Raw genomic sequence first — 13,599 nt, 5'->3', positions numbered from 1 at the left:
AGTGCAATGATAAAAGCGGAGCCGACTATGCAAAATGAGGCGATAAAAAGAACGATTGCGGTGCTGGGCGTTGATGGTGAAAACTTTGAAGTGGATGGCCACTTTGATGGTGATGAACGAAAGGCTCGTTGGTATACGGTAAAGAAACTCAGTGATGGTCAGGTCTTTGTTGACCATCTGCCAACCTTCCCAAGTCATGATGAAATTCGCAGAATGGTGTCTTAAATCGGAGTTATTTAGCTGATGAAATGCTAAATATAACCACTAAAAAACCGGGCAATCGCCCGGTTTTTTTATGATAAAAAAGGTTTACTGTACGGTTTCGTTGTCGCTGAAAGTGCCTTCAAAAAGAACCGTTGAAAGGTAGCGTTCGCCTGAATCTGGCAGGATAACCACGATCATTTTGTCTTCATTGCCCGGCTGCTCTGAAACCTTGAGGGCAGCATTCAGGGCTGCGCCACAAGAGATACCGGCCAAAATACCCTCTTTCAGCATCAATTGACGGGCCGTTTCGATGGCATCTTCGTTGCTAACCTGTTCAACCTGATCAACGATGGACAGGTCAAGGTTCTTCGGCACGAAGCCTGCGCCAATGCCCTGAATTTTATGCGGTGAAGGTTTCAGTTCTTCGCCGTTCATCGCTTGAGTAATAATCGGAGAGGCCGTGGGCTCAACGGCCACACTGGTAATCGCTTTACCCTGCTGCTGTTTAATGTAGCGAGAGATACCGGTGATGGTACCGCCGGTGCCAACGCCCGCGACCAGAATATCGATCTGACCATCGGTATCATTCCAGATCTCCGGGCCTGTGGTTTGCTCATGGATCTGTGGGTTGGCTGGATTTTCAAACTGTTGCAGCATCAGGTGTTTATCCGGATCACTGCTAACAATCTCTTGGGCTTTATCAATGGCGCCTTTCATCCCTTTAGCCGGTTCAGTCAGGACGATCTCGGCACCGAGTGCTTTCATTAACTTACGTCGCTCGATACTCATTGACGAGGGCATAGTGAGTTTTAGTTGATAACCACGAGACGCTGCTACAAAGGCTAGCGCGATACCGGTGTTGCCTGAGGTGGGTTCGACCAGTGTCATCCCCGGCTTGAGCGAACCATCTTTTTCGGCGGCCCAGATCATGTTGGCACCAATACGGCATTTAATTGAACCCGCAGGGTTACGGCTTTCCAGCTTGGCATAGATTTTTTTGCCGGGAGCTAAGCGGTTCAGATGGACCAGTGGGGTTTCACCGATCGTCAGGGAGTTATCTTCAAATATTTTCATATAGGTACCAGTAACGACTCATCATCGGCCGCTGCAGCGCTTAGTCAGTAGGCGCCTGTCGACCGCACGTAAAAGATTATTAATCGGATTAAACTTATTTCCTTAGGGAATAAAAAAATGTTTTTCTATATCCAAACTGGCACTGATTTAAGCGCAATAATCGATATATATCAAGTATAAGGATTGAGGCTTGTCGTGGGTCTAGGCTTGCTTTGTTGTCTTTGTTTTTCAGCAGGTCGGTAGGGTGATAATTGATGCCCGGTTCATTTAACCTTTGAGTTTATCGGTTTAAATATTAGCAAATTCTGATATGGTGTCGTTTTTATCCTCTACCGCCTAAGGTATTTAGATAAGGTATTCAGATGCGTTTATTGATGACACTGATTGCTCCACTGCTGGGGTGGGTCGCTTTCCGCCTATTCCATTTGCGATTTATGAAACGCTCCCGCGCAAAACACCAGTTAGTGATGAAGCTGTTTCGCTATGCCGCCGATTATGGCAGCGTGCGCGCTTTATCGGTTTATGGCCATTTACTGTTTTTCCGAGGTGAGGGCATGACCAATCGGATACAGGGGCTGATCTATCTCGAGCGAGCGGCCGACAAAGGCGATAGCAAAGCGGCCTATCAGTTAGCCAAAGTGTTTGAAGAGGGTTATCAAACCTATCCCGTTGATCCGATTAAAGCGGTTAAATATTATCGTCAGGCGGCGCAGAGCGGTCATGTCTTGGCGATTAAGCGCATGGTGGATATCTTCACTCACGGTCAGCTGGAACAGGCTGAGTCAGGCGCTGAAGCGGCTCAGTGGTTGAAGAAACTGGAGACGGGAAGCGCTTAGTAACCATTCGGTGTTTGCTCTATGGCCGGTCACGCTCTGGGGCACAGTATTATGCTAATCATCATTGACCGCGATCCGGCAGACTATCGGATCGCGGTAGGGTTTTGTTGATATGGCTCAGGTTATCGGCTTTAAGGTTTTTTCAGTTCGGTGGTAAATGTGAGGGACGTTTGGCTATCAGCCGGGACGTCGATCTGCCAACGTAACTGGCTAGCATTAACGCGGTCATAGGGGTGATTACTCTCGTTCACCTTCCAGTCATAATGAAAGTTCGCGGTAATCTCAATGGTTTTAGCTTGGTCGCTGCTGTTACTGATTGCCAGTTGGTAACCGGTGAGGTAACTATCATAGGTTTTTTTAAACTGGGTTTGTTGTTGCTTAATACTTAGATCAAAAGCCTTGCCAATCGGCAGATCAATCTTTTGCCCTTGGCTGCTGTTGGCGATGGCGGCACTGCCAATAAAGTGGCGTGCCCCGTCAGCATCGGGACTAAACACGCGAGCGGTGCCCGCAGGAAGAGGAAATCCTAATCCCTCTTTTTGGGTATTTAGAAAGCTAATATTGATATCTGGTTTCTGCTCAAGGATCTGACGATCCAAGGATGGGGATACTTGAAATTGATAGTGATAACTTTTGCTCGCTTTCACATGATCAGCACTGATTAAACTGACCTGCTTGGTTTGTCCATTCAGTAGGCTGGCGCGTTGTGGCAAGCGATATAACTGATAATCTTGAAAAGATTGTGGTGCGCCGCTATCGGCCATTGATTCGGCCATCAGCATCACCGTTTTTTGTCGTATCATCGGCGCTTGAGTCTGATTAACTTGGCCTGCCATCAAGAGAACTTTCGTATTGCGAAAATCGACCCCGGTATGGTTATTGAGGGTAGCAAGGCCATCAAGTTTAAGTCGGTCCCCGGTGCTGTTGAGTATCAGTGCATAATCCATCTGCCAGCTTAGCCCCTGGGTCAAGTAGGTCAGCACGGCATCGCTTGCTTTGGTGGTGCCTGCGGAACGAATCTCTAGGCTTGGGCGAGCCTGCATTCCTTCAGGTAGGGTAGGGAAAATAAAGCGCCAGCCCTGTTGGTTAACCGGCAAGGTTTCGATATGACCGTTTTGTTCGATCAGCGCTTGGTTGCCATCGGCACTTAACAGACGTGCGGCGCTGACGGTTTCGGTGCCGGTAACGCTGTTAAAACGTGCTAATTGAATCATTTTACCGCTATAGGCGTTTAGCAGCGCCGGTACTGAGATTAGATGATTATTGAGGTTCTGTTCGAGAATCTTACCGGCATTTTCAACCTGTAGGGTTTGCCCCATGATCTGGTGGCTAACATCCCGGATATAGAGTATTTGGCCCTCATTAATCGGGGGCAACGCGCGCACGTCCCTGACCAGTCCGAGGTTTTGGTTGTATAGCGTGATCGATAGATCCTGCTGTTTTTGCGCATCAACCGTCAAGGGAGCGGCTGTGGCTTGGGTTAATAGTGTGCTTAGGGTCAGTGTGGCGACCACTCCCGCACTAACGTGTGTTTGGTTAAACATCAACTATTCCTCAGTTGTATTGTTAGGCAGGTCGAGAGCGATGCGGAACCCCCAGCTATTTTTGCTGCTTTCCGGTAAATAACGATAGCGGCTGGATGAACGGATCACTCTGCCAATATCAAACCAGGAGCCGCCGCGCATCACTCGGAAATTACACTCACCATCGATCATGGCTGAGCCGTCATCCGGGGCGCCAAAATAGGAATCTTGATAGCAGTCCTCGACCCATTCGTCGACATTACCGTTCATATCATGAATGCCCCATGAATTGGGTGGGAAGGACGCCACCGGTGCGGTTTTTTTACCATCCCATTCGGTGCCACACTCGCCACACACAGCACGCTGCGGTTCTAATTTGTCACCCCACCAGTAGTTGGTGTCGGTATTGGCCCTCGCGACATACTCCCATTCGGCTTCAGTTGGCAGGCGGTAAGGTTGTCCCGTTAACAGGGCCAGCCACTGCACATAGGCTTTGGCATCTTTCCAACTGACATTGATCACTGGGCGGTTACCACGTCCCCAACCTTCATCGTCGGGCAGCGGGCGCCCCATTGATCGAGCATAGTAATCGTAATCATTAAAGGTAACTTCATTGCGTGCGAGGGCGAACCGGTGGCTGATGGTCACCTTATGTGCGGGTAGTTCATTATCATCCCCCACCAATTTTTGATCACCCATGGTAAAACTACCTCGGGGGATAATGATCATCTGCGGGCCTTTAAATCCATCTTCTAACTGATCGGTGAAGACGGTTAGCTTATCCGGGTCGGAAAATTTTACGCTCAATAGCTCTTTATGCAGACTGTTAACTTCATTGATTTTCTCATTGAGTTCTGCTTGAAGGGCATCGGTTTCGAGGGAGCGCTGTTCCCGTTCAACACGCAGGGTGCTTTGCAGGTCGGCAATATCGGTTTGGACTTTCTGTAATGCTGCTTGGGTTTGATTCAGTGCTAGCTCGACTTTATGGGTGTTGTTAAGGCCTAAAAAGAAGGCGATGCTGAAACCCAATAAAAAGCCGAACCCGAAAATGAGAACAGGCACTGCCCAACGGGGCATGCTTAAACGCCATCGGCGGCCTTTGCTTTCCTCAGGTTCTAGCAGTGGAGCGGGGGCTTCCTCGTCATCATTGTCTTCTTCTTTGGGTTTGTCGGCGGCATCGAGAATCTGTTTGAGTAATGTACCTGCCTGACTAGGGCGGTTCTCAGGATCGGTAGTTAAGCCTGTTTGTAACAGGGCCCACTGTTCTGCATTGAGGGAGGTCGGTTTTTTAAGCTCTTTACGTACCCGAATGGATTCATCATCACTGACGAGAAAGGGCGCTTTACCACTGAGTAGTTGATAGGCGATGCAAGCAAAAGCGTAAATATCCGCTTTCATTGTGACCGGCGTCGGATGAAATGACTCGGGTGCTTGATAGGCTAAATGAGAGGAGGGGGTGTTGCTCATTTCACCGGTAGTGATCATCGCTTCATCAAAGGCAAAATTGGCCAGCTTTACCCCACCTTGCTTGTTGATAAAGATCGACTCAGGGCAGATTGCTTTGTGTGCCTGTCCGGCCCCTGCGTGGGCATTATCAATCGCGGTTGCTAGTTGCTGTAACAGGCCTTTCTTTTGATTATCTTTGAGTTTGCTAATCTGGCCACTGTTAATCAATTTATCCAGTGTCAGGCCATCCATCAGTTCCATGGCAAAAAATAGCAGCACCCCTTTATGACGGAACATACCGTAATATTCTGCCAGATGTGGGTGTCTGAATTTTTTACTGAGGACGATATGCTTTTGTGCTGAGTCGATAAAACCCTGATGTTTCAATAACGAGGGGTCGAAGATCTGCAGTGTGACAGGCACTGAACGGCTGGTGGATAGATCTTCTGCATACCAAAGTTGGCCAAACCGGTTAGGTTGTAACAGGCTGGTCAGTTTGAACTGATGATGATCCGGGCCAATGATCTGATCCGGTTTGAGTCCGTCGTAAATCGGTTCTAGTGAAGTCGCCATTGCATGCACCCGTAATCGAGAATCCTCGCGGTTTTATTCGATAATAGAGTATGACTAACAAAGAGTTAAGTGTCATTGTCATTTAGATACAAGGAACGGGTTGGCGGTTTGCCTAGGTAACGGATTGAGCGGCCCTGAAAGGGCCGCCTTATTGATTACTCAGTAACCAGCGGTGGGAAGCTTTTGATCAGTTCATCAACGGCTTTCATTTGAGCGAGATAAGGCTCTAGTTTGTCTAATGGCAAGGCGCAGGGGCCATCGCACTTAGCCTTAGTTGGATCAGGGTGGGCTTCTAAAAATAGACCCGCAATCCCTTGGGCTAAGCCGGCTCGGGAAAGCTGCGCGACCAGTGCTCGTCGGCCATCGGCGGAGTCACTGCGACCACCGGGCATTTGCAATGCATGGGTGGCGTCAAACATGATGGGATACCCCATCTCTTTCATAATAGAAAAGCCGAGCATATCTACGACCAGATTGTTATAGCCAAAGCTGCTGCCGCGTTCACACAGAATCAGGTTACTGTTGCCGGCCTCTTCACATTTGTTAAGGATGTGACGCATCTCTTGTGGTGCAAGAAATTGAGCTTTTTTGATATTAATCACTGCGCCGGTTTCCGCCATGGCCTGCACTAGATCGGTTTGACGGGATAGAAAGGCGGGCAGTTGAATAATATCGCAGACTTCGGCTACCGGAGCCGCTTGATGGGGTTCGTGAACATCGGTGATCAAAGGAACATTAAAGGTCTCTTTAATCTCCTGTAGGATTTTCAGACCTTCGTCTAGGCCAGGCCCGCGAAAAGAGGTCAGTGATGAGCGATTAGCTTTGTCGAAAGAGGCTTTAAATACATAGGGGATGTTGAGCCGACGGGTGACTTCAACATAATGTTCTGCGATCTGCATCGCTAGATCTCTTGATTCCAATACATTCATGCCGCCAAACAGAACCATCGGCATCTCGTTTGAGATTGAAATATCCCCGGCTTTAACCACTTTCTGTTGCATATTTACAAATCCTGATCAGTTTTTTATACGGGTTTGATTATACGTCAATCTGCTCTGATTGTAGGGTATATTTATAGTCAGTAGGTTTAAACAGATAATTAATGGAGGCGCGTATGGCGCAGTCAGCGGGGCTGAACGATGAGGCGTTTGAGTGGTTAAAGCGTTTGCTTGAATCGAGTTACAGTGTCCAGCTGGCTACGCAGGGGGAGGCCGGACCAGAAGCCAGTTATGCACCCTTTATTTTGTTTGAGGATGAGCTGTATATCTTTATTAGTCAGTTGGCTGGCCATACACAAAATTTAATAGATTCATCGGCAGTGGGGGTTATGTTGATTGAGGATGAAGCTCAAAGTCGTAATCAGTTTGCCCGAAACCGGCTAGCGCTGCACTGTCGCGCTGATGTAGTCGAGGTTACTGCGCCCGAGTATGAACCGATAATGCAGCGGTATCGGCACAGGCATGGCGCCACCGTAGATCTATTACGCAGCTTGCCAGACTTTATGTTATTTCGCTTGAAACCACTAAAAGGACGTTTAGTTATCGGCTTTGGTCGGGCATTTAACGTCCAGCTGCCCGGCTTTCAATTACAACCGATCACGGCCAAACAACCCTGACAATAAGGGCTCGTTGGTGGGGCTTCGATAAGCCGGTGTGGGTGCTTTAGGTTGGCATCGTTTTAGCCTTCCATCATGTAGATAATCACCGTTTTGACCAAAAAGGCCGCCAGCCCTAGCCCTAATGCAAAGAACAGCACGATGGTGCCAAACTTACCAGCATTCGATTTTTTGGCGAGATCATAGATGATAAAAAAGATGTAAGCGGCAAAGATGGTGATGCCGACGTTGAGAGAGATCGCTTCAATTTCTGCCAGGCGCACGCTGAAATCCTTGTGTGATAAATGAGAAAGGCCCCGGATTCTACCGATTCAGGCCGGCAGAGTGCAATCGTATGGGTACAAAAACGTTCGATTGACTGGATATATTCGCTCTAAGCTTATGCGTGCCGTTGTTAGTGAGCGATGTAGCGCTAAAAAATAACGCCTTATGCCCAGACTACACATCATGCGTGTTTGCTGTGTTACCGTACAGACCTCCTCGCATAATGGCAGGCAGGCTTAGGGTATCCAATAAATATGATTAGTGCTGATGAATAACCCCGTGGTGGGTTATTCATCGGCGCGGTTTATTGCCTAGGTTGGCACAACAACCGGTTAGACTGATTTTTTGTATAAGGTATAGGTAGTGAAAAGGGTGGCAATAATGGCGAATGGGCCAACCACCATTAGTGCTTCAGCCATGGTGATGCCGAATAGTAATTCTGGAGTCCAGCCGCAGAGTTCCCAGGGTTCAAAAATGGCGGGGAACCATTTATCCAGGGCGAACCAGTCGGGCAAGCCCGAGCCCATGGAGCAACTGCCATCAATCAGGTTGCGTTCAATGGCAAAGGTCATCCAAGAACGTTCAGTGAAGCCTATCGCTACGATGACAGTTAGCAGGCTAATCAGCAGGCTTAGAGGGCGGCGCTTATGGCACAGTAGCCCCGCAATACCGAGGATAATAAAGGCCATGACCCAGATGCGGATATGGATGCACAGAACACAGGGACCGTAGTTTAGGCCGTATTGGAAATAGAGTGCGACAGCCTCCATGATGAGCCCGCCAAAAATCATGGCTAGCCAGTACCATTGGCTGCGTACAAAACAGCTGAGAGCGTTGAGCATTGAAAATCCTGTTCATAAAAAAGTGAGAGATTATTGGTCTGATGCTAGATTATAAAAGAAGTTCAGCTAGCGGTTTAATATTACCTCGACAACCGATTGCAGCGATAGCGCCAGTTGTTGATGTTGTTCCAGATCGAGGTGAATTCCATCCTTAAGGCTCGCGCTAATAACGCTGCCGGTATCAAAAAAATCACAGTTATGCGTTGCTGCGACCTGTTGTAACGCGTCATTAAACCCAACCCATTTGTGCTCGGCGCCGTTGAATTTAGCTGCGATGCTCCCTTTGGGTTGGATAATGGGCGGTGGCGCTAAGATTAAAATATCTGCTATTGGCATGCCGGGCTCTATCGGAGCTTGACGAATATTCTGCACCAGCGTGGCAACCCCTTGGGCGGCCTCGGCTGCGGTAAAGGTATGAGGGCTCTGAAAGTCATTATTACCGAGCATGATAATGACTAATGCGAGTGGGGTGTTTATTTCGATTGTTTGTTGTATACCGGCGGCACCATTGCGCCCGGGTTTGAATGGATCCTCGAGTACCGTTCGGCGCCCGTTGAGGCAATCTTCGATAACACGGACTGGCTGATGTTGATCATTGAGGCGTTGTTCGAGTTTACCGGGCCAGCGTTGTGAAAAGTCGAACCGATGACGCGTATCAGGAATAATCCCCCAGCTGAGTGAATCGGCGTACACCAGAATCTGCTTCATTGGGGGCTCCTCGAGTTTATTCCTGAAAGTGTATCTGGCTATTAAAGGCGATAATCACACGATCTTTCTGGCCGAAATAGGGCATTGCGGCATGTTTGAGGTAGGAGGGGAAAATAACCACTTGGCCTTCAATTGGTGAAAAATCCCAACTGCCAGTGCCGTTGAGATAAGCGGTACCTGCATCAAGGTATTGGTCTGCACCGTGGCGCGGATCATAAAAACGGTTGATACCATTGCGGCTATTGATATCACACTCTCCGGCGTCGATATAATAGATACCACACCAAGAACAGTTAGGGTGTGCGTGGGTGTCGTGGTAGCCACCATCCTCGGTAATATGAAACCAAGATTCGACAATGTCGGCTCTAGCCTGAGCGCCTTCAGGCCAGAAGGGTTCATTAACAGCGCTGGCAACAGTCACGAGCATTGCTTCAATAAACTCGCGCAGCTCTGAAATTACCTCATCTGGACGCTGTAACAGGTCGAGGGTGCTTTCATAAAGAGCGTGTTTTGCCGTGGGTGCAACCTCGCTCTCTATCGCCTGTTGTTGGTTATCCCGCAAGTGGTAGATAAGTTCTAGCAGCGGGGCACGGATATCACTGTGTAATGGGTTCTGCACAGTAAACATCTGGGTTTCCCAGACACTGATATCTTCGATAAGGACATCCGGTTGATGCATAGTGGTCTTATTCAGCTGTATTAAGAATGTTCATGAGTGCATGTGCATGATCTGCTGCTTCATGGCCGAGGGGGGTCAGGTAGCCACCATCAAATAGCGTGATCAGCTTTTTATCAAACAGACGCTGAGTCGCTTCCACTAATGCGGGTGCGGCAACGTCGTGATGCACTTTGAGGCCCTGATGATCACTGCTTTGGCTAAAGCGAATGAGCATGTTAACTTCTTCCAAAATATCGTTTGTATAAGGCATTATGTAAGTCTCCGTGCTATTACATTTTTCCCACACATTGGCACAGGATAACGGTGAGGTACAGAGGGAGAGCTAATTAATCTGTCAGATATTGATTTGAGGTGTTGTTTTAGGGAAGGGGTTGCGTCTTGAATCGCGGTAAATTTTGTTGCGATTGGCTTGTGTTGTCTTGATCGAAAAATCACCAGGTTATTTTCGGGCCGTTGCGCAAAGAGCGCGCAACGTTGTCTTCGTTCGCAAGCTCACTTCGCTCGAACCACATCGGCGATTATTCGCTGAGCATCGCTCACCCTTGCAGGGCCATTGCCGCAAGCGTCAATGTTGTCTCGTTGCGTTCGACTCTCACCCATACCAATTCTCATAAATCGCAGACATAAAGAAGCCTCGCTATAAACGAGGCTGATTTATTTTTAATGAGATGGTGGTGGGTGGATTATTCCCCTTAGGGCCGTTGCACAAAGAGCGTGCAACGTTGTCTGCGTTCGCAAGCTCACTTCGACTTGAACCACATCGGCGGCTCTCACCCATCCCCTAATTCTCATAAATCCTAGACATAAAAAGCCTCGTTATAAACGAGGCTAATTTATTTTTAATGAGATGGTGGTGGGGGGATTATTCCCCTTCGGGCCGTTGCGCAAAGAGCGCGCAACGTTGTCTTCGTTCGCAAGCTCACTTCGGCTCGAACCACATCGGCGGCTCTCACCCACCCCCTAATTCTCATAAATCGCAGACATAAAAAAGCCTCGCTATAAACGAGGCTAATTTATTTTTAATGAGATGGTGGTGGGGGGTGGATTCGAACCACCGAAGCTCGCGCGTCAGATTTACAGTCTGATCCCTTTGGCCACTCGGGAACCCCACCACAGAGAGCGCGTATACTATTGATTTGTGGCGCTGCTGTAAAGCGAAAAGATGATTCTTTTTTAGATTAGCTAAGGTCTTTTCTGTGATTATTAGAATTAATCAACATGTGCTTTTTAATTAAAATTTTTCTTATTTTAGGGCTGTTTTCTACAATGCCGATGGCACGGGCTTTTGACCTATTTTTACGGGTCGACTACACCCATAAAAGGCCAAAATCAAGAGTTGTAATTTTGTTGTTTATCACTATATTTAGTGCCTGCTATTTAGGTGCGCACAACATGTAGTGTGACACAGGCGGAATCAACACAAGATTTGGGTAGGGTGTTGAGGAGATCGGAAAATTCGACATGTATATCTGTCTTTATTCGTATCCGGCCACTCGAAAAGGTTCAGTTAAGAAGCCTTCGTAAACGTTATTTTTTCATACTTGGGAACGCGAAATGCAAGACATATTGGTAACGAAGCGGGATGGTCGACAGGAAACTCTAGACCTTGAAAAAATTCACCGAGTCGTTATCTGGGCCGCTCATGGCCTGCAGAATGTCTCAGTTTCACAAGTAGAACTCAAAGCTCACATTCAGTTTTACGATGGTATTAAAACCGCTGATATCCATGAAACCCTGATTAAGTCAGCGGCAGACCTTATCTCAGAGGATGCGCCTGATTATCAGTATCTGGCTGCCCGTCTGGCTATCTTCCATTTGCGTAAGCGTGCCTTTGATAGTTTTGAGCCTCCCCACCTTTTAACCCATGTGGCTAAGATGGTGGATGCCGGTCGTTATGATAAGCACTTATTAGAAGATTACAGCGAAGCAGAATTTAATTTGCTTAACGAATACCTCGATCATGGTCGGGATATGAACTTCAGCTATGTTGCCGTTAAACAGCTGGAAGGTAAGTATCTGGTTCAGAACCGGGTCACCCATGAAATCTATGAGAGCCCTCAGATCCTTTATATGCTGGTGGCCGCTTGCCTGTTTGCTAACTATCCGAAAGATACTCGGTTAGAGTATGTGCGTCGTTTCTATGATGCCTGCTCACTGTTTAAACTGTCGTTGCCAACGCCGATTATGGCTGGGGTGCGTACTCCTACTCGTCAGTTCAGTTCTTGTGTGCTGATCGAATCCGGTGACTCACTCGATTCGATTAATGCCACTGCCAGTGCGATTGTTAAGTATGTTAGCCAGCGGGCTGGGATCGGTATCAACGCCGGCCGTATTCGTGCACTCGGTAGCCCTATCCGTGGTGGTGAAGCATTCCACACCGGTTGTATTCCTTTTTATAAGTATTTCCAAACGGCGGTAAAATCCTGTTCACAGGGTGGTGTTCGTGGTGGTGCGGCAACGCTGTTTTACCCGCTTTGGCATCTCGAAGTTGAATCCCTGCTGGTGTTGAAAAACAACCGGGGTGTAGAAGAGAACCGGGTGCGTCACCTAGATTATGGTGTGCAGCTAAACAAGCTAATGTATACCCGCTTGATTAAGGGGGGCGATATCACCCTCTTTAGTCCCCATGAAGTGCCAGGGCTCTACGATGCCTTCTTTGCCGATCAGGCCGAGTTTGAACGTCTGTATGTGAAGTATGAGCAGGATGAATCTATTCGTAAGAAGACCATTAAAGCGATTGAGCTGTTTGGTATTCTGGCATCAGAACGCGCCTCTACCGGTCGCATCTATATTCAGAACGTGGATCACTGTAATACCCACAGCCCATTTGATGCCAAGGTTGCGCCCGTTAAGCAGTCTAACCTCTGTCTTGAAATTGCGTTGCCAACGAAACCGTTGAACGATATTAATGACCCAGAGGGCGAGATCGCCCTGTGTACACTGTCTGCCTTTAACCTTGGCGCTTTGGATAATCTGGATGAATTGGAAAATCTAGCCGATCTGATTGTGCGGGCACTGGATAGTCTGCTGGATTATCAGGACTACCCGATCAAGGCGGCTAAAATTGCCTCGATGAATCGTCGTACGCTAGGCGTAGGTGTTACTAACTTTGCTTACTACCTCGCTAAAAATGGGGTTCGTTACTCTGATGGTTCGGCTAACGGTTTGGTACATAAGACATTTGAAGCTGTGCAGTATTACCTGTTGAAGGCATCGAATCAGTTAGCGAAAGAGCAGGGGCCTTGTAAGTTATTCCACGAGACTAATTACGCTAAAGGGATCTTGCCGACCGATACTTATAAGCGCGAAGTTGATGAGTTCTGTGATGAACCATTGCACTACTTCTGGGAAACGCTGCGTGAAGATATCCGCGAATTTGGCCTGCGTAATAGTACCTTGACCGCCTTGATGCCTTGCGAAACCTCTTCTCAAATCACTAACTCAACCAACGGTATTGAACCGCCACGTGGTTATGTGAGTGTGAAAGCCAGTAAAGATGGTGTGATGAAGCAGGTTGTGCCGGAATATGCCGAGCTGAAAGATGATTACGAACTTCTGTGGCAAATTCCTAATAACGAAGGTTATCTGCAGCTGGTAGGCATTATGCAAAAGTTTGTCGATCAGTCTATTTCGGCAAATACTAACTACGATCCTGCTAAGTTTCCGGGCGAAAAAGTGCCGATGAAACGGTTACTTCAAGATCTGTTAACCGCTTATAAATACGGTGTTAAAACTCTCTACTACCATAACACCCGTGATGGTGCGACCGACCAACATGATGATATGACCGGTTGTGACAGTGGTGCTTGCAAGCTATAGGCTTGTAAGGCTCCAC

At 48.0% G+C, this 13,599-nt stretch carries 13 protein-coding genes and 1 tRNA gene; 4 read left to right on the top strand and 10 right to left on the bottom strand.

All coding sequences use genetic code 11. The features are described 5' to 3' along the window. Positions 1 to 27 precede the first annotated feature (27 nt). A complete protein-coding gene (locus tag AC0L4K_RS14060) occupies positions 28 to 225 on the top strand; it encodes a hypothetical protein (protein ID WP_417226365.1) in 198 nt (65 codons plus the stop codon). 84 nt (positions 226 to 309) lie between these two features. Here AC0L4K_RS14060 and cysK read toward each other — a convergent pair whose 3' ends face one another. Next, positions 310 to 1,278, bottom strand: a complete 969-nt coding sequence (gene cysK, locus AC0L4K_RS14055; protein WP_417226364.1) for a cysteine synthase A — start codon at positions 1,276 to 1,278, stop codon at positions 310 to 312. Positions 1,279 to 1,640: 362 nt separating this feature from the next. Here cysK and AC0L4K_RS14050 point away from each other — a divergent pair, with 362 nt between their 5' ends. Further along, positions 1,641 to 2,114, top strand: coding sequence for a tetratricopeptide repeat protein (locus AC0L4K_RS14050; protein WP_473266768.1), 474 nt, complete (start codon positions 1,641 to 1,643; stop codon positions 2,112 to 2,114). Positions 2,115 to 2,245: 131 nt separating this feature from the next. On the opposite strand, the gene AC0L4K_RS14045 is transcribed toward AC0L4K_RS14050, so the two are convergent. The 3 genes from AC0L4K_RS14045 to kdsA form a co-directional block, all read right to left on the bottom strand. Beyond that, positions 2,246 to 3,658 carry a DUF4139 domain-containing protein gene (locus tag AC0L4K_RS14045; RefSeq protein WP_473266767.1) on the bottom strand — a complete coding sequence of 471 codons (1,413 nt, stop codon included), beginning with the start codon at positions 3,656 to 3,658 and terminating at the stop codon, positions 2,246 to 2,248. 3 nt (positions 3,659 to 3,661) lie between these two features. After that, a complete protein-coding gene (locus AC0L4K_RS14040; protein ID WP_473266765.1) occupies positions 3,662 to 5,656 on the bottom strand; it encodes an SUMF1/EgtB/PvdO family nonheme iron enzyme in 1,995 nt (664 codons plus the stop codon). 155 nt (positions 5,657 to 5,811) lie between these two features. Further along, complete coding sequence (gene kdsA, locus AC0L4K_RS14035) at positions 5,812 to 6,657, bottom strand: 3-deoxy-8-phosphooctulonate synthase (protein WP_417226356.1); 846 nt, start codon at positions 6,655 to 6,657, stop codon at positions 5,812 to 5,814. 113 nt (positions 6,658 to 6,770) lie between these two features. On the opposite strand from kdsA, the gene AC0L4K_RS14030 reads away from it, so the two are divergent. Next, positions 6,771 to 7,271 carry a HugZ family pyridoxamine 5'-phosphate oxidase gene (locus AC0L4K_RS14030; RefSeq protein ID WP_473266764.1) on the top strand — a complete coding sequence of 167 codons (501 nt, stop codon included), beginning with the start codon at positions 6,771 to 6,773 and terminating at the stop codon, positions 7,269 to 7,271. Between the two features lie 62 nt (positions 7,272 to 7,333). Here AC0L4K_RS14030 and AC0L4K_RS14025 read toward each other — a convergent pair whose 3' ends face one another. The 6 genes from AC0L4K_RS14025 to AC0L4K_RS14000 all read right to left on the bottom strand — a co-directional run bounded on the left by AC0L4K_RS14025 (position 7,334) and on the right by AC0L4K_RS14000 (position 10,876). Beyond that, entirely contained in the window at positions 7,334 to 7,534 is a 201-nt protein-coding gene (locus AC0L4K_RS14025; RefSeq protein WP_417226352.1) for a DUF2788 domain-containing protein, read from the bottom strand. Between the two features lie 333 nt (positions 7,535 to 7,867). Continuing rightward, positions 7,868 to 8,377 (bottom strand): disulfide bond formation protein B, encoded by a 510-nt coding sequence (locus AC0L4K_RS14020; RefSeq protein ID WP_473266763.1) that lies wholly within the window; start codon positions 8,375 to 8,377, stop codon positions 7,868 to 7,870. 66 nt (positions 8,378 to 8,443) lie between these two features. Continuing rightward, complete coding sequence (locus tag AC0L4K_RS14015) at positions 8,444 to 9,085, bottom strand: SGNH/GDSL hydrolase family protein (RefSeq protein WP_473266761.1); 642 nt, start codon at positions 9,083 to 9,085, stop codon at positions 8,444 to 8,446. A gap of 16 nt (positions 9,086 to 9,101) precedes the next feature. After that, positions 9,102 to 9,764 (bottom strand): TIGR02466 family protein, encoded by a 663-nt coding sequence (locus AC0L4K_RS14010; RefSeq protein WP_473266759.1) that lies wholly within the window; start codon positions 9,762 to 9,764, stop codon positions 9,102 to 9,104. Between the two features lie 7 nt (positions 9,765 to 9,771). Beyond that, on the bottom strand, positions 9,772 to 10,014 hold the full coding sequence (locus AC0L4K_RS14005; protein ID WP_417226344.1) for a TIGR02647 family protein: 243 nt from the start codon (positions 10,012 to 10,014) through the stop codon (positions 9,772 to 9,774). A 778-nt stretch (positions 10,015 to 10,792) separates the two neighbouring features. Next, positions 10,793 to 10,876 (bottom strand) — tRNA-Tyr (locus AC0L4K_RS14000). Positions 10,877 to 11,318: 442 nt separating this feature from the next. Here AC0L4K_RS14000 and nrdA point away from each other — a divergent pair. After that, the gene (gene nrdA / locus AC0L4K_RS13995) at positions 11,319 to 13,583 is read left to right on the top strand and encodes a class 1a ribonucleoside-diphosphate reductase subunit alpha (RefSeq protein WP_473266757.1); all 2,265 of its coding nucleotides are present in this window, start codon (positions 11,319 to 11,321) and stop codon (positions 13,581 to 13,583) included. Positions 13,584 to 13,599 lie beyond the last annotated feature (16 nt).

Source organism: Amphritea sp. GJ51-11 (assembly GCF_055808735.1).
Note: the sequence above shows the minus strand (reverse complement) of the source record. Positions and strands in the feature narration are given on the sequence as shown.